The 20,031-nt window shown below is 72.2% G+C and carries 18 protein-coding genes and 1 pseudogene; 7 read left to right on the plus strand and 12 right to left on the minus strand.

What is annotated here, in order from left to right:
• Position 1: 1 nt before the first annotated feature.
• Complete coding sequence (locus PCA76_RS18340) at positions 2-907, minus strand: LysR family transcriptional regulator (RefSeq protein ID WP_272611658.1); 906 nt, start codon at positions 905-907, stop codon at positions 2-4.
• Between the two features lie 111 nt (positions 908-1,018).
• On the opposite strand from PCA76_RS18340, the gene PCA76_RS18345 reads away from it, so the two are divergent.
• Complete coding sequence (locus tag PCA76_RS18345) at positions 1,019-1,957, plus strand: SDR family NAD(P)-dependent oxidoreductase (protein ID WP_272611659.1); 939 nt, start codon at positions 1,019-1,021, stop codon at positions 1,955-1,957.
• Positions 1,958-2,017: 60 nt separating this feature from the next.
• Here PCA76_RS18345 and PCA76_RS18350 read toward each other — a convergent pair whose 3' ends face one another.
• Positions 2,018-2,578: an NADPH-dependent FMN reductase gene (locus PCA76_RS18350; RefSeq protein ID WP_272611660.1), complete on the minus strand. Its 561-nt coding sequence runs from the start codon at positions 2,576-2,578 to the stop codon at positions 2,018-2,020.
• A 138-nt stretch (positions 2,579-2,716) separates the two neighbouring features.
• On the opposite strand from PCA76_RS18350, the gene PCA76_RS18355 reads away from it, so the two are divergent.
• Positions 2,717-3,190 carry a MarR family winged helix-turn-helix transcriptional regulator gene (locus PCA76_RS18355; protein WP_272611661.1) on the plus strand — a complete coding sequence of 158 codons (474 nt, stop codon included), beginning with the start codon at positions 2,717-2,719 and terminating at the stop codon, positions 3,188-3,190.
• Positions 3,191-3,202: 12 nt separating this feature from the next.
• Here the strand turns inward: PCA76_RS18355 and PCA76_RS18360 are convergent, their stop codons facing one another.
• The 6 genes from PCA76_RS18360 to PCA76_RS18385 are packed head-to-tail and all read right to left on the minus strand — an operon-like array spanning position 3,203 to position 10,071.
• On the minus strand, positions 3,203-3,703 hold the full coding sequence (locus PCA76_RS18360) for an anthrone oxygenase family protein (protein ID WP_336297999.1): 501 nt from the start codon (positions 3,701-3,703) through the stop codon (positions 3,203-3,205).
• Between the two features lie 49 nt (positions 3,704-3,752).
• Positions 3,753-5,585 carry an IucA/IucC family protein gene (locus PCA76_RS18365; RefSeq protein ID WP_272611663.1) on the minus strand — a complete coding sequence of 611 codons (1,833 nt, stop codon included), beginning with the start codon at positions 5,583-5,585 and terminating at the stop codon, positions 3,753-3,755.
• Positions 5,582-6,175: a GNAT family N-acetyltransferase gene (locus tag PCA76_RS18370; RefSeq protein WP_272611664.1), complete on the minus strand. Its 594-nt coding sequence runs from the start codon at positions 6,173-6,175 to the stop codon at positions 5,582-5,584. The genes PCA76_RS18365 and PCA76_RS18370 overlap by 4 nt, the downstream gene beginning before the upstream one ends.
• Positions 6,172-7,461 (minus strand): lysine N(6)-hydroxylase/L-ornithine N(5)-oxygenase family protein, encoded by a 1,290-nt coding sequence (locus PCA76_RS18375; protein WP_272619466.1) that lies wholly within the window; start codon positions 7,459-7,461, stop codon positions 6,172-6,174. Before PCA76_RS18375 ends, PCA76_RS18370 begins: the two co-directional genes overlap by 4 nt.
• Before the next feature lie 35 nt (positions 7,462-7,496).
• Positions 7,497-9,035, minus strand: coding sequence for a pyridoxal phosphate-dependent decarboxylase family protein (locus PCA76_RS18380; RefSeq protein ID WP_272611665.1), 1,539 nt, complete (start codon positions 9,033-9,035; stop codon positions 7,497-7,499).
• 4 nt (positions 9,036-9,039) lie between these two features.
• On the minus strand, positions 9,040-10,071 hold the full coding sequence (locus PCA76_RS18385) for an ABC transporter substrate-binding protein (RefSeq protein ID WP_272611666.1): 1,032 nt from the start codon (positions 10,069-10,071) through the stop codon (positions 9,040-9,042).
• A 236-nt stretch (positions 10,072-10,307) separates the two neighbouring features.
• On the opposite strand from PCA76_RS18385, the pseudogene PCA76_RS18390 reads away from it, so the two are divergent.
• The 4 genes and pseudogenes from PCA76_RS18390 to PCA76_RS18405 all read left to right on the plus strand — a co-directional run bounded on the left by PCA76_RS18390 (position 10,308) and on the right by PCA76_RS18405 (position 15,246).
• Positions 10,308-11,257 (plus strand): annotated as a pseudogene (locus tag PCA76_RS18390) (FecCD family ABC transporter permease).
• Positions 11,258-11,324: 67 nt separating this feature from the next.
• The gene (locus tag PCA76_RS18395; RefSeq protein ID WP_272611667.1) at positions 11,325-12,353 is read left to right on the plus strand and encodes a FecCD family ABC transporter permease; all 1,029 of its coding nucleotides are present in this window, start codon (positions 11,325-11,327) and stop codon (positions 12,351-12,353) included.
• Positions 12,354-12,382: 29 nt separating this feature from the next.
• The gene (locus PCA76_RS18400; protein WP_272611668.1) at positions 12,383-13,201 is read left to right on the plus strand and encodes an ABC transporter ATP-binding protein; all 819 of its coding nucleotides are present in this window, start codon (positions 12,383-12,385) and stop codon (positions 13,199-13,201) included.
• Positions 13,198-15,246 carry a penicillin acylase family protein gene (locus PCA76_RS18405; protein ID WP_272611669.1) on the plus strand — a complete coding sequence of 683 codons (2,049 nt, stop codon included), beginning with the start codon at positions 13,198-13,200 and terminating at the stop codon, positions 15,244-15,246. The genes PCA76_RS18400 and PCA76_RS18405 overlap by 4 nt, the downstream gene beginning before the upstream one ends.
• Positions 15,247-15,405: 159 nt before the next feature.
• On the opposite strand, the gene PCA76_RS18410 is transcribed toward PCA76_RS18405, so the two are convergent.
• From PCA76_RS18410 to PCA76_RS18420, 3 genes are all read right to left on the minus strand, one after another.
• On the minus strand, positions 15,406-16,023 hold the full coding sequence (locus PCA76_RS18410; protein ID WP_272611670.1) for a bifunctional 4-hydroxy-2-oxoglutarate aldolase/2-dehydro-3-deoxy-phosphogluconate aldolase: 618 nt from the start codon (positions 16,021-16,023) through the stop codon (positions 15,406-15,408).
• Between the two features lie 68 nt (positions 16,024-16,091).
• On the minus strand, positions 16,092-17,048 hold the full coding sequence (locus tag PCA76_RS18415) for a sugar kinase (RefSeq protein ID WP_272611671.1): 957 nt from the start codon (positions 17,046-17,048) through the stop codon (positions 16,092-16,094).
• Positions 17,049-17,209: 161 nt separating this feature from the next.
• Complete coding sequence (locus tag PCA76_RS18420) at positions 17,210-18,070, minus strand: S1 family peptidase (protein WP_272611672.1); 861 nt, start codon at positions 18,068-18,070, stop codon at positions 17,210-17,212.
• Positions 18,071-18,240: 170 nt separating this feature from the next.
• Between PCA76_RS18420 and PCA76_RS18425 the strand changes: the two genes are divergently transcribed.
• Complete coding sequence (locus PCA76_RS18425; RefSeq protein WP_272611673.1) at positions 18,241-19,428, plus strand: low temperature requirement protein A; 1,188 nt, start codon at positions 18,241-18,243, stop codon at positions 19,426-19,428.
• Between the two features lie 10 nt (positions 19,429-19,438).
• Here the strand turns inward: PCA76_RS18425 and PCA76_RS18430 are convergent, their stop codons facing one another.
• On the minus strand, positions 19,439-20,011 hold the full coding sequence (locus PCA76_RS18430) for a nucleosidase (RefSeq protein WP_272611674.1): 573 nt from the start codon (positions 20,009-20,011) through the stop codon (positions 19,439-19,441).
• Positions 20,012-20,031 lie beyond the last annotated feature (20 nt).

Below are 20,031 nucleotides of genomic sequence, written 5' to 3' on the forward strand. Positions count from 1 at the left end.
GTCAGCCGGTGCTGGTGAGGTCGGTCGTCGCCGCGAGCTCGGTGACCACGTCCAGGAGCCGGTGCAGGGCGGGCGGGGTGTTGCCCGCCAACCACACCATCTCGGTGTACGCGTAGGCGCCGGCCAGCGGGACGAACACCACGCCGGTGCGGCGGAGGCTGGCCGCCGAGCAGGCGAGCCGGGTGACGCCGAGTCCGGCGGCGACCAGGCCGAGGAGGCTCTGCACGCCGGTCTCCTCCTGGACGACGGTGGGTGCGAAGCCCGCTTCCCGGAACTGGTCCTCGTAGGCGCGGTGCCAGGGTTCCCAGGAGCTGCGCGGCGTCATGACCCAGGGTTCGTTCGCCAGGTCGGCGAGGGTCAACTCGTCGCGCCCGGCGAGCGGATGGCCCTCGGGCAGCACCGCGCAGACCGGTTCGGTCGTCAGTCTCCTGGACTCCAGGCCGGGAACGAGCGGGGTCCGGGTGAAGGCGACGTCGAACCGCCCGTCGAGAACGCCCTGGACCAGGGGCGCGATGCTGGTGGACTCGGTGGTCAGGTGCAGGTCGGGGAGATGGTGGCGGACCGCTCGGACCACCGGGGGCAGCAGGTGGTTGGCGACGGTGGTCAGGAAGGCGAGCCGGAGGGTGCCGACCTCACCCCGCTGGGCCCTTCCCACGACGGCGACGGCCTGCTCGGCGCGGTCGATCACGGCGCGCGCCTCGGGCACGAACAGGGCGCCGGTCTCGGTGAGGGTGGTGCCGCGGCTGTCGCGGTCGAACAGCTTCACCCCGAGGACGCGTTCCAGGGCGGTGATCTGCTGGGACAGCGACTGCTGGGCGATCATCAGCCGGGCGGAGGCCCGCGTGAAGCTCAGTTCCTCCGCGAGGACCAGGAAGTATCGCAGTTGCCGCAGCTCAGGCGTGGCCACAGGAACAGACTGTAGCCATGTCAGGTAGCGCGTGTTGGCCGTCTCGCAGACGCCCCGCGCAGGATCTAAGGGTTGCAGGTCACCTAACGACACATACCGGGGGAATCAATCATGGACGCCACACGCGTCACTACGCCTTTCAACGCCCGATCCACCGCCGCTGACGTCGTGGCGGGTGTCGACCTCACCGGGCAGCGCGCCATCGTCACCGGCGCCTCGTCGGGCATCGGCGTGGAGACCGCCCGGGCGCTCGCGAGCGCGGGCGCCGAGGTGACCCTGGCCGTGCGGGACGTAGAGGCCGGAGAGCGGACAGCGGAGGACATTCGCTCCACCGCCGCGAACGGGCTGATCCGGGTCGCGCCGCTGGACCTTTCCGACCAGAGGTCGGTCGCCGCCTTCGTCACCGCCTGGGAAGGTCCCCTGCACATCCTGGTCAACAACGCCGGGGTGTCGGCGACCCCCGAGATGCGGACGCCGGAGGGCTGGGAGTTGCAGTTCGCCACCAACCACCTCGGCCACTTCGCACTCGCCAACGGGCTGCACCGGGCGCTCGCCGCGGCCGGTCGGGCCCGCGTGGTGTCGCTGAGTTCCATCGCCCACGTGCAGGCGCCAATGGTCTTCGAGGACGTCAACTTCCGCGAACGTCCCTACGACCGTCTCCTCGCCTACGGCGAGTCGAAGACCGCCACCGCGCTGTTCGCGGTCGAGGCGAACAGGCGCTGGGCCGACGACGGCATCACCGTCAACGCGGCCAACCCGGGCGCGGTCGCCACCAACCTGGGGCGACACCTCACCGAGGAGGACTACGCGCAGCTTCCGGACTTCGACTTCAAGACCCCGGAGCAGGGTGCCGCCACCTCCGTGCTGCTCGCCGCCTGGCCGCAGGTGGAGGGCGTCGGCGGCCGCTACTTCGAGGACTGCAACCAGGCTGCGCGCTTCAACCCGGAGACGCCGTTGCAGGGCGTCGCCGACCACGCGACCGATCCCGCAGCGGCAGCGCGACTGTGGCAGGTGTCGCTCGACATGCTGGCCGAAGCGCAGCCTGCCTGACCGCACCCGGCACCGGCCGCGGGAAGAATGCCCGCGGCCGGTGCCGGAAGCTCGAAACGGTCAGCCCTGGCGCAGCGGAGCGAGCGCGGTGCTCCAGGAGACCACCTGGTCGAGGGTGGTGTTCAGCGAGTCCTGGTGGAACTGGTTGGGCTTGAAGACGCTGAAGTTCTCGAAGTCGGTGAAGAGCGACAGCGCGACCTGCGAACGCACGTCGGCCATCTGCAGCTCACCGGAGATCAGACGCAGGTGCTCCACAGCGCGCGCGCCGCCAACCGAGCCGTAGCTGACGAAGCCGACGGCCTTGTTGTTCCACTCGGCGTACAGGAAGTCGATCGCGTTCTTGAGGGCACCCGAGGTGGAGTGGTTGTACTCCGGGGTGACGATGATGAAGCCGTCGTACGAGGCGATCGTCTCGGCCCACCGCAGCGTGTGCGGCTGGGTGTACTGGCCCATTGACGGCGGGTACGCCTCGTCGAGGTGCGGCAGCTTGTAGTCGAGCAGGTCGATCAGCTCGTACTCCGCGTCGGAGCGCTGCTTGGCGATCTCGAGCACCCAGCGGGCGACGGCTTCCCCGTTACGCCCCGGGCGGGTGCTTCCGAGGATGATCCCGATCCTGGTCATGTGTGGCGCCTTTCAGAGGGTCCTTGCCTGGCGACGGGAACGCTAACCGGTCCTTGCTTGGTCAAGCAAATACACCTCCTATGGTCGTGGTCACACGGAGGGTAAGCAATTGCTCAGTCAAGCAAGTATGATATGAGGATGTCCGAGACCTCCCCAGAGACGCTGCGACCCCTCACCCGTGATGAGGAGGCCCTGGTCCGCGCCCTGGGCCAGGTGATGCACGTGCTGCCCCGCACGATCGACGCCGACATGGTCGGTGACCGTCAGCTACCGCTCACCGAGTACACAGCCCTGATGAACCTGTCCGAGGCACCGGCCCGACGGATGCGGATGAACGAGCTCGCCCTGGCCTGCCACCTCTCGCTCAGCGGCATGACCCGCACCATCATCCGGCTGGAGACGCAGGGCCTGGTCAAACGGGAGCGGTGCGAAGAGGACGCCCGCGGCTGGAACGCCGTCCTCACCGACGCGGGCTTCACCCGCCTGGAAGAGTCCTGGCCCAGTCACCTGGCCGCCGTACGCCGGCGGTTCCTCCAGCACTTCGAGAGTTTCGACCTCGCCCAACTGGCCCGCGCGTTCCGACAGGCCGGCACGGCTCAGACGACCGACTGAGCCCAGCCCGGCTCAGCCGGGCAGCCGGCCCTCGGCCACCAGCGCCCAGGCCAGCAGCCCGAAGGCGCCGGTCGACGCGACGGCACGGACCACGTTGCCACGTACCCAGGTGACCTCGAAGCGCGTCCGCAGGGCCGCGAGGTCGGCGGCATCCTCGACGTCGCCGGCGCGGGCCAACACGTTGTTGAGCGGCACGTTGACCACGGCGGTGACGCCCAGCACCACCAGGTACAGCAGCAGCGCGGCGACGATCCACGGCAACACCGCGCGGCGCCCGGCGCCCAGGTGCAGCGCCGCCGCCAGCAGCGTGAACAACAGCGCTCCCCCGAAGCACACGGCGAACCACCCGTTCAGGATGGACTCGTTGATCCGTTGCATGGCGAGCACCAGCGAGCGGTCGTCGGTACGGCCCAGGCCCGGCATGACCGCGTACGCGAAGGCGGCGAACAGCCCGGCGGTCAGGCCGGTGGTCAGGGTGGCGGCGAGCAGGCTCGCGGTACTCAGGAATCCCATGCCCACCATTGCACCCGGTGGTGTACGCGCTGACCAAACGCGACCGCGGTCACCGGGCCGGGGCGTGGGCCGCCAGCGGGTTGGTGAGGGTGCCGACGAACTGGAGCGCGGCCGACGGGTCGGACAGGTCGATCATCTGCTGGTTGTCGCGCAGCTGGAGCCGGTTGAGGCAGGACAGCGTGAACTCCGGCGCGAACAGGTCGTAGTGGCGTACCCGCTCGGCCAGGTGCGGCACCCGGTCGAAGTAGTCGGCGGCGCAGGCCGCGACCGTACGCCAGAAGTCGTCCTCGGCGAGCACGCCGGCCTCGACCAGCACCGCGTTGAGGTGCCGCAGGAAGCAGTCCACCACGTCGGTGAAGATGGTCAGCAGCTTGGTGTCGTCGGGCACGTCGACCCGGATCCGTTCCACCGCCGCCGGCAGCTCGACCTCGCTACTCATCACCGCGATCTCCTCGGCGATGTCCTTGAAGATCACCCGCTCGACGGTGTCCCGCTCGTCGAGGACCAGGATGACGTTCTCGCCGTGCGGCATGAAGGCCAGGTCGTGGGCGTAGAAGCTGTGCAGCAGCGGGGTGAGGTAGGCGTCCAGGTAACGACGCAGCCAGACCTCGGGCGCCAGCCCGGACCGGGCGATCAGTGTCGCCGCCAGTGAGCCGCCGTCGTTGTCCACGTGCAGCAGCGCGGCCATGGTGGACAGCCGGCGTCCCGGCGCCAGATCGGGCACCGGGCTCTCCCGCCACAGTGCGGCCAGCATCTTGCGGTACGGGGAGGTGCGGTCGGTCGCCGCCTCGTACTGCCGGTGCCGGTAACCCACCGCGGCCCGCTCCCGGATGACGGTCAGGCCGGTGCCGGTCAGCACCTCGTCCTCGGCGATCAGATCGGCCAGCCAGTCGTTGATCGCCGGGGTCGCCGCCATGTACGCGGCCGACAGCCCGCGCATGAAGCCCATGTTCAGCACCGACAGCGCGGTCTTCACGTAGTGCCGGCCCGGCTCCGTGACGTTGAAGAAGGTACGGATGGACTGCTGGGCGAGGTACACGTCCGGCCCGGGGCCGAGGTGCACCAGCCGGCGTGCGGCCAGCTCCCCGGCGAAGGTGACCGCCAGCTTGTTCCACCACTGCCACGGGTGCGCCGGGATCAGGTGGTAGTCGGCAAGGTCCAGGCCGAGGTCGGTCATCGTGGCCGCGAACCGGGCGAGGGTCTCCGCGTCCAGCTCACTGTCGATCAACGTGTCGTAGTCGAGGTCGGCGGCGCTGCTGAACGTCGAGTGGTCCCGGTGCGCGGCCAGCCACTCCAGCCGGACCGGGGCGGCGGCCTCCGGGGCGTACCTGTGATATTCGTCGACGCCGAAGCCGAGCCGACCGTTGTTGGCCACGAAGCAGGGGTGGCCCTCGGTCATCGACGTCTCGATGGTCTGGAAGTCCGCTTCGGCCAGCTCGGCGGCGCTCGGCGCGGACGGAGCCAGCTTGTACGCGGTGCCGGCCAACGTCGAGGTGATCTCCTCCAGGTAGACCGGGAGCACCCGCGCGGAGAGCCCGAGGGCGCCGCGTAGCTCGACGATGAGGTCCACCGCGTCCGGTGCCAGCGACGTGCCGTCGCGGTGCCGGGTGATGCTGTCCGCATCGATCTGCCAGTGCTCCAGGGCGAGCACCCGCGCCGCGAACCGGTAGGTGACCGCGCCGTCGTCGCTGCGGACCTCGTACCACTGCCGGTTGTCGGGTCCCGACACGGGTTCCGGGGCGAGGAGCCGTTCGTGGGCGAACTCGGCGAGCGCCTTGCGGACCAGCAGCCGGTTGGCCCGGGCCCAGCGCTGCGGGGTGAGATGCCCGACCGGATCGCCGGTGGCGGCAGGCGTCTGGGTGGGGACGGCGGTGGTGGTCACGCCGGGGCTCCTTCGGTTCTGGTGGCGGCAGCGCCGTCGGCGGCGGCCTGAAACTGGGCTCGGGTGCAGACGCTGAGCAGCGCGTCCTTCTCGGGCTTGGCGATCGGGCCGACGACCTCGAAGCCGACGGCGGCGTTCAGCGCGTGCACGGCGGTGTTGCGGACATCCGGCTCGACCACCACCCGCCTGGTCGTCGGGTCGTCGAAGAGCCAGGCCATGACGGTGCCGAGCACCGCCCGGGTGAAGCCGTGCACGGGAGTGCCGACGGGCGCGCAGAGGAAGTGCATGCCCACGTCACCGGGCTGGTGGTCGTAGAGGCCGACCAGCTCGACGTGGGCCGGGTCGTAGCGTTCGGCGAGGAATGCGGGACTCCCCCGCCACAGCCCGAGGTACGCGTCGTGGTGCGGGTGGTCGGCGATCCGCTGGTATTCCTCGGTCACCTGGGCCAGGTCGGCGTCCTGCATCAGCCAGAAGGCCGCCTTGGGGTGGGTCACCCAGGTGTGCAGCAGCGCGGCGTCGGCGTCCGGGTCGAGCGTCCGCAGCGCGAACTCACCGAGCCGCTCGTCGGCGCGGGTGAAGACGACGCTCACGATGTCATCCCGGCGGGAGCGCCGAACTCCTGGAAGGTGATGCTCTTCTCGATCGGGTAGTGCTCCCGGCCGAGCAGCTCACGGATGATCCACGAGTTGCGGTAGGCGCCCATGCCCAGGTCCGGTGAGGTGACGCTGTGCGTGTGGGTGCCCGCGTTCTGCAGGAAGATGCCCCGCCCGCTGTGGTCGATGCTGTAGTTGCGGGCCACGTCGAAGCGGCCGTGCGCGTCCCAACGGATCCGCTCGTGCACCGGCGCGAGGAACTCCGGCACTCGATAGTGGTAGCCGGTGGCCAGCACCAACCCCTCGGTACGCAGGGCGAAGTCGCGCTCCTGCTCCACCTGACGCAACCCCAGCGTGTACGCCCCGTCCTGGTGACCGGCGCTGACCAGCTCGGTGTTGGTGAGCAGGCGGGTGTTCACCGGCCCGTTGACGCTGTGCGCGTAGAGCAGGTCGAAGATCTCGTTGATCAGGTCGGCGTTGATCCCCTTGAACAGGCCCTTCTGCTCGGACTCCAGCCGGTAGCGGGTCTCCTCGGGCAGGCCGTGGAAGTAGTCCACGTAGTCCGGTGAGGTCATCTCCAGCGTCAGCTTGGTGTATTCGAGTGGGAAGAACCGCGGCGAACGGGTGACCCAGTTGAGCTGGTAGCCGTACCGTTCGATGTCGCCGAGCAGGTCGTGGTAGATCTCGGCCGCGCTCTGCCCGCTGCCCACCACGGTGATGCTGCGCTTGGTGCGCAGCGCGGTCCGGTGCTCCAGGTAGCGGGAGTTGTGCACGGGGTCGCCGGGGAGCCCGGCCACGGCGTCGGGCAGGTGTGGCGGGGTGCCCGTGCCGAGCACCAGGTGCCGGGCCCGATACTCGACGGTCTCCCCCGTGCCGGTGCGGGCCCGCACCACGTACCGCTCGTCGGCGGAGTCGTACGCCACAGTGGTCACGGTCTGACCGAAGCGCAGGTTCGGCAGCTTCGCCGCCGCCCACCGGCAGTACGCGTCGTACTCGCTGCGCAGTGGGTAGAAGCTCTCCCGGATGTAGAACGGGTAGAGCCGGCCGATCTCCTTGAGGTAGTTGAGGAAGGAGTACGGCGACGTCGGGTCGGCGAGGCTGACCAGGTCGGCGATGAACGGGGTCTGCAACCGGGCCGACTCCAGCAGCATGCCGGGGTGCCAGGCAAGGCTCGGCCGGGCCTCCAGGAACACCCCGTCCAGCTCGTCGATCGGCGCGGTGAGGCAGGCCAGGCCCAGGTTGTACGGGCCCAGCCCGATGGCGATGAAGTCGTGGGTGGACATCGGAGTCTCCAGGCGCGGGTTCGTGGTCACCGGCGTCAGCCGACGTGGCAGGTCAGGTCGACGGTGGCGTGGTCGTGCACGTACCGGCCTGCGTGGGTGGCGATCAGGTCCAGCACGTAGCCGACGTCGTCGACGGTGGTGGCCGGGTTGAGCAGGGTGAACTTCAGGAAGTGCCGGCCGTCCACCCGGGTCCCGGCGACCACGGCGAGGCCGGAGGCGGCCAGCGCCTCCCGGGCGTGCAGGTTGGCGGCGTCGGCCAGCTCACGGCCCGGGCCGGTGGGCAGGTAGCGGAAGACCACCGTGCTCAGCTCGGAGCGGGTCACCACCTCGAAGCGGGGGTCCTCGCTGACCAACTGCCAGGCGTCGGCGGCCCGGTCGACCACCTCGTCGAAGAGCGCGCCGAGCGCGTTCGGGCCCATCACCCGCAGGGTGAGCCAGAGCTTCAGCGCGTCGAAGCGGCGGGTGGTCTGCAGGCTCTTGTCGACCTGGTTGGGGATGCGCTGCTCGACCATCCGCGCCGGGTTGAGGTAGTCGGCGTGATAGGTGGCGTGCCGCAGCACCCGCCGGTCGCGGACCAGCAGCGCGCTGGAGCTGACCGGCTGGAAGAACGACTTGTGGAAGTCGACGGTCACCGAGTCGGCCCGCTCGATGCCGTCGAGCAGGTGCCGCCGCGTCGGTGAGACGAGCAGACCGCAGCCGTACGCGGCATCGACGTGCAGCCAGACGCCGGCCCCCGCGCAGATCCCGCCCAGGTCCGTGAGCGGGTCGATGGAGCCGAAGTCGGTGGTGCCGGCGGTGGCGACGACGGCCATCACCACCAGCCCGGCCTGCCGGCACCGAGCGATCTCCTCGCGGACGGCGGCCGGCCGGATCCGCCGCCGGGCGTCGGTGGGCACCGCGATCACCGCGTCCGGGGCGAGGCCGAGCAGCTTGGCCGACTTCTGCACGCTGAAGTGACCGGCCGCGGAGGTGAGGACGCGCAGTCGGGGCAGCAGGTCGGCGCGCGCCGCCGCGCCGATCGCCTCGGCGCACGCCTCCTCCCGGGCCAGCAGCAGCGCCTGGAGGTTGGACTGGCTGCCGCCGCTGGTGAAGACGCCATCCGCGCTGGGGCCGAGGCCGATCCGCTCGGCGGTCCAGTCGATCAGTCGCCGTTCGATGAGAGTGGCCCCGGCGCTCTGGTCCCAGGTGTCCAGCGACGAGTTCACGGCGGTCAGCACCGCCTCGCCGAGCAGCGCAGGAATGACCACCGGGCAGTTGAGGTGGGCGAGGTAGCGGGGGTGGTGGAACCAGACGGCGTCGCGCAGGTAGACGTCCTCCAACTCGTCCAGCGCGGCGCCGGCGTCGCCCAGCGGCCGGTCCAGGTCCACCCGGTCGACCAGGGGGGCCAGCTCGGCCGGGGTGATCCCGGTGACCGGGCGGTCCACGGAGGCCACCCGGCGGGCAACCCGGTCGACGCCGTCGGCGATCGTGCGCCGGTACTGCTCGACCGAGCCGCCATGCAGCAGGTGGGCTCGCGCGGCGGCGGGCGCCGTCGGCGGCGCGGTGGTCTCGACGGGGTACGTCGGCACGGTCATGGCGTCAGCTGACCTTCTTCGCGTTGCGGATGGCGGTGGCGAGGTTCTCCAGCAACGGCGCGGAGCCGGCGTACGAGAAGCGGGGCACCGCGTCCCACGGGGTCACCTGGTTGGCCTTGACCGCCGGCAGCTGCTGCCAGGTCGGCTTGGCGGCGAGGTCCTTGGGTTGAAGCGCGGTGCTGCGGTTGTCCAGGAGGATCAGGTCGGCCGGGAACTTGCCGGTGCTCTCCCAGCTCAGCGCCTCGAAGTAGTCGCCGGCTTCGAGCTTGGTGGGGACCACGATGTCGACGCCCAGCTCGGCGAAGTACATCAGGTCGGTGCTGACCTTCGGGTTGGAGACGTAGAAGAGGTCGGGGCTGCCGGAGCAGGCCATCACCTTGATCCCGGGGTTGGCCTTGACCGCCTGCCGGACCGCCTCGGCGGCGGCGTCGAAGCGGGCCTTCGCGTCGGTGACCTTCTTCGCGGACAGGTCCGCGCCGAGCGACTCGGCCAGCGCGGCGTACCGCTCGATGGGCTTGGTCATCGGCACGCGGGCGGTGGTGATCGCCACGCTGGGCGCGAGCGGGAGGATCTTGTCCTTGCTCTCGTCCGGCACGTACCAGAGCGCGTCCGGGTCGTACATGTGGGTGACCAGCAGTTCCGGGCGCAGCGCCGCGTACTTCTCCAGGCTGAACTCGCCCCACACGTTGCCGAGGATCTCGACGGCTTCGACGTTCAGGTCGCCGGCCTGCGGGTCGGCCGTGCCGTCAGCGCGCTTGGTCTCCCCGAACACGCCGACGATCTGCTTGTCGAGACCGAAATCGATCAGAGCCGCCGCCACGCCGGTGAAGGCCACCACACGGGCCGGGCGGGCCGCCGCCTCGACCTTCTTGGTGCGGTCGTCGGTGAACGACCAGGGGCCACTTCCGTTGCTGGTGGCGGGCTTTGCGGTGTCGTCCTTGCCGCAGCCGGCGAGCAGGGCGGCCAGGGTGGCGGCGCCACCGGCGGCCAGGAGGCCACGGCGGGAGAGGCGACGGGCGGACAGTGCGTCGGGCATGGTTGTTGTCTTTCGATCAAGGGGTGGCCGGGGTCGACCGGGGCAGCGGGGTTAGGTTAGCCTAACCTCGGTCATTGTCAACAGCGGTACGCCGTGTCGCCACAACCCCGGAGCCCACACTGGACGCCACACCCACCGTCACCAGGCCGGCACTACAAGTGCCGGACAGGAGTACGGTCGCACCCCCGGTCCGGCGCGGCCGTCAGGCGGCCCGCGCCGCCGGCCTGGTCGCCGCCGTGGCACTGCTCGGCGTGATCGTGGTGCTCAGCATCGCGGTCGGGGCGAAAGCCATGCCGCTCGCCGACGTCTGGTCCGGGTTGCTGCACCAGGACGCCACCGAATACGCCGTGGTGCACCGGATGCGCCTGCCGCGCACCCTGCTCGGGTTGCTCGCCGGCGCCGCGCTCGGCGTCGCCGGGGCGGTCATGCAGGCCCTCACCCGCAACCCGCTGGCCGACCCGGGGCTGCTCGGCATCAACGCCGGCGCGTCCGCGGCCGTCGCCACCGCCGCCGCCTTCCTGGGCGTCACCGCCGTCGGCGGGTACGTCTGGTTCGCGCTGCTCGGCGCGGCGGTGGTGACCGCTCTCGTCTACGCCGTCGGCGGCGGGCGGGGCGCCACCCCGGCCCGCCTCGCGCTGGCCGGCGCGGCGCTCAACGCCACCCTCTACTCGTACGTGAGCGCGGTGATGCTGCTGGACACGGCCTCGCTGGAACGGCTGCGGTTCTGGACGGTCGGATCACTGGCCAGCGCGGACTCCGCGACCGTGACCCGGGTGCTGCCGTTCATCCTGGTCGGCCTGCTGGTCGCGCTCGGCGCCGCCCGCCCCTGAACGCGCTCGCGCTCGGCGACGACGCGGCGCGGGCACTGGGCGCTCGACCCGCGCTGATCCGCGCCGCCGTGATCGTCGCGGTCACCCTGCTCTGCGGCGCGGCGACCGCCGCGTGCGGCCCGATCGTCTTCGTCGGGCTGCTGGTGCCGCACCTGGTGCGCGCGCTGACCGGCCCGGATCTGCGCTGGCTGCTGCCGTACTGCGCGGTGCTCGCGCCCGCGCTGCTGCTCGGCGCCGACGTGCTCGGTCGGGTGCTGGGCCGGCCCGGTGAACTCCAGGTCGGCATGGTGACCGCCGTGCTGGGCGGCCCGCTCTTCCTGTGGTTGGTCACCCGTGGACGGGTGGCCCACCCGTGAGCGATCGAACCAGCGAACTCAGCACTGTGGCGCGTCGCGCCATCGCGGAGCGAAGCGGAGCAATGGCGTGACTGTCATCCGTACCGCGGGCGGGTTGTCCCTGCGGTTCCGCCCCCGCGCGCTGGCCGTCGGCGCGGGCGCCGCGCTGCTCGCGGCCGGGCTCGGCCTGATCGCCGTGGGCAGTGGTGACTACCCGATGGGCCCGGCCGACGTGCTGCGCACGCTCGTCGGCGGCGGCTCACCGGCGGAGCAGTTCATCGTGCACGAGCTACGACTGCCCCGACTGGTCACCGCCCTGCTGGTCGGCGCCGCACTGGCTCTCGCCGGCACGGTGTTCCAGTCGCTGGTCCGCAACCCGCTGGGCAGCCCGGACATCCTCGGCTTCACCCAGGGCGCGTCGACCGGAGCACTGGTGGTGGTCGTCCTCGGCGGTAGCAGCCTGGCGCTGGCCGGCGCGGCGGTCGTCGGTGGGCTCGGCACCGGCCTGGTGATCTACGCGCTGGCCTGGCGGCGCGGAGTGCACGGCTACCGGCTCATCCTGGTCGGCATCGGCGTCGCCGCGATTCTGACCGGCGTCAACGGCTACCTGCTGACCAGGGCGCCGCTGATGGAGGCCGCCCGCGCGGTGCTCTGGCTCACCGGCAGCCTGGACGGGCGGGGCTGGGCCAACGCCGGGCCGCTGCTCGCCGTCATGGTCGTGCTGGTGCCGCTGGTGCTCATCGGCTGTGCCCCGGCGCTCCGGATGATGGAGTTGGGCGACGACACGGCCAGCGCGCTCGGCGTTCCGGTGCGCCGGCTGCGCCTGGTGCTGCTCGCCGCGGCGGTGCTGCTGGTCTCGTTCGCGGCAGCCGCCGCCGGGCCGGTGTCCTTCGTGGCGCTCGTCGCGCCACACGTGACGAAACGGCTGACCCGGGCGCCCGGCCCGAACCTACTGCCGTCGATGGCCGTCGGCGCGGCACTGCTGGTCGGCGCCGACCTGCTGGCCCAACGCGCGTTCCCCGGACACCAACTCCCGGTCGGGGTGGTGACCGGAGTGCTCGGCGGCGGCTACCTGGTCTGGCTGCTGGCGATGGAACGCCGGGCGGGCCGGCTGTGAACACTCGCGACGCCCTCGAAGGAGTTTCAATGCACCCCGGCAGTTCCCGGCTCGGCGGCACCGCGCTGACCCTCGCCTACGACCAGCGCACCATCGCCGAGGACCTGACCGTGGCGGTGCCCGACAACTCCTTCACCGTGATCATCGGCCCGAACGCGTGTGGCAAGTCGACTCTGTTGCGTGCGCTGTCCCGGATGCTGCGCCCCAGCGCCGGCACGGTGCTGCTGGACGGGCGGGACATCCACGACCTGCCGGCCCGCAAGGTGGCCCGCACACTCGGCCTGCTGCCGCAGTCGTCGATCGCGCCGGACGGGATCAGCGTCGCCGAGTTGGTCGCGCGGGGCCGTTACCCCCACCAGGGGCTGCTCCGGCAGTGGTCGCGCGAGGACGAACGGGTCGTCGACGAGTCGATGGCCGCGACCGGCGTCGACGATCTCGCCGACCGGCCGGTGGACGAGCTCTCCGGCGGGCAACGGCAGCGGGTCTGGATCGCCATGGCGCTGGCCCAGCAGACCCCGCTGCTGCTGCTCGACGAGCCGACCACGTTCCTCGACATCGCCCACCAGATCGAAATCCTGGACCTCTGCGCCCGGCTGCACGAGGAGCAGGGGCGCACACTCGTCGCGGTGCTGCACGACCTGAACCACGCCGCCCGCTACGCCACGCACCTGATCGCCATGCGCGACGGACGCGTGGTGGCCGCCGGAGAGCCGGCGTCGGTGGTCACCGCCGACCTGGTGGCGGAGGTGTTCGGGCTGCCCTGCCGGGTCATCGACGACCCGGAGACCGGCACCCCGCTGGTCGTCCCCGCCGCCCGGCGCCGAGCCACCGCGCCGGAGCGGACATGAGTGCCCGGCGATTCCGCGACCCGTGGGGCGTACCGCACCTGCGGGCCGACGACCCGCTCGCGCTGGCGGCGGCGCAGGGCCTGGTGACCGCGTACGACCGGGCCTGGCAGATCGAGGTGGAACGGCACCGCGCTCAGGGCACCAGCGCGGCGTTCCTCGGCGTCGACGCGCTCGGTTGGGACCGGTTCGCCCGGCAGGTACGGCTCGACGACACCGCACGCCGCTGCCACGCGGCGCTGGATGCGGCGACCGCCGAGTGGGTGGGCGCCTACGTCGGCGGAGTCAACGCGGGTCTCGCCGCCGGGGCGTCCCGCGCGCCGGAGTTCGCCGCCACCGGGCTGAGCCCGGGCCGGTGGGAGCCGTGGACACCGCTCGCGGTCTGGCTGGGCCACCACATCCTGTTCGCGGGGTTCCCCGGCAAACTCTGGCGCGAGCACGTGGCGCAGCGGCTCGGCCCGGACGCGGTCGAGGCGTTCGCCACCGACGGGCTGGCCGTCGCCGGCAGCAACGGGTGGCTGCTCGCCGCCGAGCACACCGGCACCGGAGCCGCGCTGCTCGCCGGCGACCCACACCGCTTCCTTGAGGATCCCGGTGTCTACCAGCAGATCCGGCTGGCCTGCCCAGAGTACGACGTGGTCGGGCTGGCGGTGCCGGGCGTCCCGGGGATCGCGCACTTCGGGCACACCGGCGGGGTGGCCTGGTCGATCACCAACGCGATGGCCGACTACCAGGACCTGTACGCCGAGCGGTTGCGCCGCCACGGCCACCAGGTGCAGGCCCTCGGCCCGGACGGTTGGCGGGAAGCCCACCGCCATGTCGAGACGATCGAGGTGGCCGGGGCGGACCCGGTCGAGGTCGAGGTGGTGGAGACCGACCGGGGTCCGGTGATCGTCGGCGGGCCGGACGACGAGACGGCCATCAGCCTGCGCTACCCGCCTCGGGTCCGCGCCGAACTCGGCTTCGCGACGCTGCCGGAGCTGCTGCGCGCCCGTACCGTGACCGATGTGGACCGCGCACTGCGGCACTGGGTGGAGCCGGTCAACGTGGTGCAGGCGGCGGACACCGCCGGAGGGCTGCTGCACCGGGTCGCCGGTGCGGTGCCGGTACGGCATCCGGACAACGGCCGACGGGTGGTCCCCGCGTGGGACGCCGCGTACGCCTGGCAGGACTGGTACGCACCGATGCCCCGCGCCGACGTGATCGGTCGGGCGGTGATGGCCAACGAGCGGGGACTCGCGGCGCCGCTCGGGGTCGAGTTCGCCCCGCCGCACCGGGCGCACCGCATCGCCGAGCTGCTCGACGCCGGTCGGGCCTGGACGGCCGACGAGATGGCCGCGGTGCACACCGACACGTACCTGGGCTCGGCCGGGCCACTGCTGGCGGTGCTGGCCGCGTCGACCGGGCTCGGCCCGGCCGCCGCCGCGCTGCGCGAACGGCTGCTGCGCTGGGACCGACGGATGGCCGCCGACAGCACCGACGCGGCGGCCTTCGCCATCCTGCGGGCGGCTGTCGTACGCCGGATCGCCGCCCACCCGGCGCTGGCCGCGCTGGTCGATCCGCCCGCGTACCCGGAGGTGTTCGCGCCCTGGTTGGCGCTGACGCCGCGCGTCGGTTACGCGCTGGAGCATCTGCTGGGCGCGACCCCGCTGCCCGGCGTGGACGTGGCCGCGCTGGTGAGCGCGGCGGCCGAGGAGGTCGCCGACGAAGCAGCCCGGCAGGTGCGCTGGGGGGACCTGCACCGGCTGGTGCCGTGGCGTGCGCTGCCCGACCCGGACGAGGGGCCCGGCCCCCGGCTCGACGGTGACCACGACTGTGTGTTGGCCACCTCGAGCGTGCCCGGGGTCACCCACTGGTGCTTCCGGGGGCCGGCGGCGCGCTTCGTCTGGGACCTGGCCCAACGCGCGGACAGCCGCTGGGTGGTTCCACTGGGGGCCTGCGGGGTGCCCGGCGACTCGCACCACGACGACCAGAGCCCTGCCTGGCTGGCCGGAGACCTACTGCCGGTGATCACGGACTGGGACCAGCTCCGCGAGGAGCGCGGCTGACGCGAGCGGAACGCGAACCGGCCGCCGGCCGGGATGCGCGAGGCACCCCGACCGGCGGCCGGTGCGTCGATCTTGCACTTTCGGTCACCGATGCGCCCCGGTTCGGGGCTTTCGTCGGGACAGCAAGTGCAAGATCGGCGCGGGGGTTGGCGCGGGGGGTTAGCGCGCGGGGGTTCCGAGGGTGGTCAGCTCGGCGAGTTGGTCCAGCTGGTTCGGGTCGGACAGGGCTGAGCCGACCGCTACCACCCGTACGCCTGCTTGTAGGAACGCGGCGGCGTTGCCGGCGTCCAGGCCGCCGGTCGCGACGAAGCGTAGTTGCGGCAGCGGGCCGGCTACGGCCTTGAACCAGGCCGGCCCGAGGGAGATCGCGGGGAACGCCTTGAGCCAGGTGAGGCCGTGCCGCAGCGCCTGCTGGGCCTCGGTGGGGGTGGCCACACCGGGCAGGTGCGGCAGACCACGCGCGGCGGCGGCGTCGGCGACCGCGAGGTCCAGGCCGGGCGCGACGGTGAACGTGGCGCCCGCGTCGGCCGCGGCGGCGACCTGGTCGACGTCGAGCACGGTGCCGGCACCGACGATCCGGCCACGCTCGGCACCCGCCTCGACGGCGGCGCGCAGCGCCGGCACCGCGTCGGCGGTGGCGACCGGCACCTCCACCACGTCGATGCCGAGGTCCCAGGCACGCTCGGCGAGCCGGACGGTCTCGCCGACCGGCAGGCCGCGCAGGATCGCCATCACCCGGGCACCGCCGAAGATGTGGTCGAAGTCCGCTGTGGTCATGGTGCACTCCATCCGAGGTCGCGGTGAAACTGCTGCGTGGTGGCCCAGTCGACACCAGGCGACACGACTCAGGCCTCCGCCCGCGCGCCGGTCAGGTCGAGCGGCGACCAGGCGTCGGCGGGGGCGTCGAGCAACCGCTCGAACCAGGCCCAGGGCGGCAGCGGCGCGTTGTCTCCGGTGCTGCCCAGCGCCTGCGCCGCGACCAGGTGGCCGAGGCGCAGCCGCCGAAGCGTGTCGAGGCCGCGCAGCAGCCCGGCGAGGTAGCCGCCGGCGAACGCGTCTCCGGCGCCGACCGGCTCCACCACCGTCACCCGGGGAGCGGGTACGAAGACCGGTTCGGCGTCGCGGCACAGTGCGGTGGCGCCCACCGAGCCGTCCTTGACCACCACCGTCTCCGGGCCGGGCAACAGCTGGCGTACGGCCATCGGGTCGGCGGTGCCCCACAGCGTTTCTGCCTCGTCCTGACCGACGAAGACCAGGTCGCAGCGGTCAGCGAGGTCGCGCAGCACCGGCGCGGCCTGCTCGGCGGGCCACAGCCGGGCCCGGTGGTTGACGTCGAAGCTGATCAGCGCCCCCGCCAGTGGCCGGTCGGCCACCGCGTGCTCGACCAGCGCCCGACAGGAGGCGGAGAGCGCCGGGGTGATCCCGGACAGGTGCAGCACACGGGCACCGGCCAGCCTCGGGTCGGCGAGCGTGCCCGGGTCCATCCGGGAGGCCGCCGACCCGGCCCGGTAGTAGTGCACGGTGGTGCCCTCCGGGCCCGGGTCCTTGACGTACAGACCGGTGGGGGCGGCAGGGTCCACGCGCACCTGGTCGACGCGGACGCCGGCGGCGGCGACGTGCCGGACGACGGCCCGGCCGAAGGGGTCGTCGCCGACCCTGCTCACCCAGCCCGCCCGGTGCCCCAGTCGGGCCAGGTAACCGGCCACGTTGGACTCGGCGCCGCCGACCGACACGGCGACCCGCTCGGCGTGCTCCAGCGGCTCACCGGGGTCGGGGCAGAGCACCACCATCGTCTCCCCCACCGTCGCCACCTCAACCGCAGGGGCACCGGCCGGGACGGTCGCTCGATCATGTCGAGGGTCGGTCGGCATGGGGGCACACGTCCTCGCGGCGGGGTCCGGGGCGCCGCCGAGCCTAGGTGCGTTGCGCGGGACGGGCAACCCCGTCCCGCGCACACCGACGGTCAGGGCAGCGTCAGCCCGTACGCGGCCAGCACCTCCCCGATCGGCTGGTAGTAGGTGGTGCCGCCCGAGGTGCAGTTGCCGCTGCCACCGGAGAGGATGCCGATGATGGTGCCGGTGGACGCCACGTAGAGCGGTCCGCCGCTGTCTCCCGGTTCGGCGCAGATGTTGGTGCGGATCAGGCCGGTGACCGCGCCGCCGGCGTAGTTGACGGTCTGGTTGAGGCCGGTGACGGTGCCGCACCGCACCCCCGTGGTGACGCCGCTGCGGCACACCGCCTGACCGACGTACGCGTTGCCGGCGCCGTAGATCGTGAGCAGCCCGGGGTAGGTGTAGACCGCGCTGGGATGGGCGATCCGGCCGGTGTAGCGGATCAGGCCGTAGTCGTTGCTGGGATAGCTGGTGGCGGTGCGGGTGCCGAGCACGGTGGTCTGCGCGCTGTCGGCGTACCAGGTGCTGGCGGTGGTGGTGCAGTGCCCGGCGGTGATCACGTAGTAGGTGCTGCCGCTGCGCACGTTCGCACCGAGCGAGCAGCGAGCGCCGCCACCGTAGATGCCCTGCCCGGCGGCGATCAGGGTGCGCAGCGTTCCGGGCTCTCGGCGCAGCAGGGCGCCGGCCCGCTCGGCCGTCGCCCGCAGCGTCGCCAGGTCGGTGGGGGCCACGGTGTCGTCGACGGTGAGGGTCATCCGGCCGGTGGCCGGGTCGAGGCCCCAGGCGGTGCCCGCTGTGCGTACCCCGGCCAGCACCGCCGCCGCGTCGGCGGCGGGCGCGGCGGCCCGGTCGGGCACGGCGGCCTGCGCCGCGCCGGGCGCGACGAGCAGGAGGATGGTCAGGACGAGGGCGGCGAGCGGAGAGCGGCGCATCCGAACCTCCGAAGAGATCGAGATCGATGGATGCCGCCAAGCATCGCCCGTCGTGTGACGCCGTGGCAACCTCAGGTCGCCCTCTTCCCCGATCGGCGGGAATCGCCGATCCGGGGACGGGCCACGCCGGCGCCGCCGATAATCCTCGGAGACACGGCGGGAGGCCGGGCATGACCACCGGAGGCACCGCGGCACTGGTACGCCGGCCGGACGGGTCGACCCGGGCCACGCTGCTGGAGTTGCTCTTCGACGTGGTCTTCGTGGCCGCCCTCGCGCTGACCTCCAAGCTGCTGGCCGAACGCGACTCCTGGGCCGGCGGAGCGTCGGTACTGCTGATGCTGACGGCGATCTGGTGGACCTGGTCGGTCACCTCCACCACGACCGAGTTCTACGACCCGCAGCAACGCCCGATCCAGGCCATCCTGATGGTCGCCATGGTCGGGTCGGTGGGGATGGCGGCATCGCTGCCCCTGGTCTCCAACGGGCACGCGATGGTCTTCGCGATCGCGTACGTCGCCACGCACGTGATTCGCGGCATCGTCCTGGTCGCCACGTTGCACCGCCAGGGACACCGGGCGGCCATGGAGCGGGCCACACGTTTTGTGTTCTGGTTCGTGGTGTCCGGCGTTTTCTGGATCGCCGGCGCGCTGTCCGGCACGGCGAACTGGTGGCTCTGGACGGCCGCGATCGCGATCGATCTGATCTCCGCGGCGGCCCGCTACCCCACACCGTGGCTGGGCCGGGTGCCTGTTGCCCAGTACCAGGGGACAACCGGGCACCTGGGCGAGCGGTACCAACAGTTCGTCATCCTGGCCCTCGGCGACATCATCCTCGTGCCCACTCTGCAGGTCAGCCAGACCGATTTCGACAGCCTCCGGGTCACCTCCCTGCTCTGCGCCTTCGCCACCATGCTGCTGCTCTGGCAGATTTACGTCTTCCGGGCCGCCGAGTTGGTCCGCGACCTCGACCCTCCGGCCCGCGGCCGGGCATCCCGGCTGGCCCCGTACACCCACTTGGTGATGCTGGCCGGTGTGGTCGGTACGGCGGCCGCCTTCGACCTGGTCGTCGCCCGGCCGACCGGAACGACGCCGGCGCGGTGGCTCATGCTGATCGTCGGCGGCCCGACGCTGTTTGTGATCGGCCGCGTCCTGTTCACCCTGCTGGTGTCCACGGTCGTGCCGTGGCGACGAATGGCCTGGCTGCCACTGCCACTGCTGGTGCTGCCATGGGCCGGCGGCTGGCCGCCGGTGCTGGTCACCGCAACCGTGGCGCTCGGGCTGGCAGGTCACTGTTTGGTTCCCGCCGGCACTCCCCGGGCCACCACGTCCGGGCTGGAGATGAGGCGGCCCGACCGCTGACCGGACCGGATCAGACGAGCTGTCGACCGACCCACTCGGCGAGGTCCCGGGCGCATGCGTCCACCGACTCCCGCCAGGTCCGGGCCGCGCCGTCGCCGGCCTCGTCGCTGACCTGCTTGACCAGCCGGCACGGCACACCGGCCTGCGCGGCGGCCCACGCCACCGCGTACCCCTCCATGTCGACCAGGTCGGCACGCTGCGCCAACCGGTCCCGCGCCGCGTCGTCGGCCACGAACGTGTCGCCGGTGGCCAGCACCGCGCCCTCGGTGGCCAGCGACAGCGGGGCCCCGTAGGTCTCGCCGGTGAGCGTCCGCAGCAGGTCGGTGTCCAGGTCGTGCTGAAGCACGGTGGCGACCTCGTGGATGCCGGCCCAGCCGGGGCGCAACGCGCCGGCCGTACCCAGGTTGAGCAGCAGGGAGGGACGCGGCCCGGCGGCCAGCACCGCGGCCACCGCGCTGGCGGCGTTCACCTTGCCCATGCCGGTGAGCAGCACCGGCAGCTCGGGCGGCAGGTAACGCGCCTCTTCCCCGACGGCGAGCACCACCAACGGATGATCGGCGCGGACCATACCCCGAAGATTCACCGGAGCATCGTACGGGCGCC

It is taken from the genome of Micromonospora sp. LH3U1, from assembly GCF_028475105.1.
Classification (GTDB): Bacteria; Actinomycetota; Actinomycetes; order Mycobacteriales; family Micromonosporaceae; genus Micromonospora.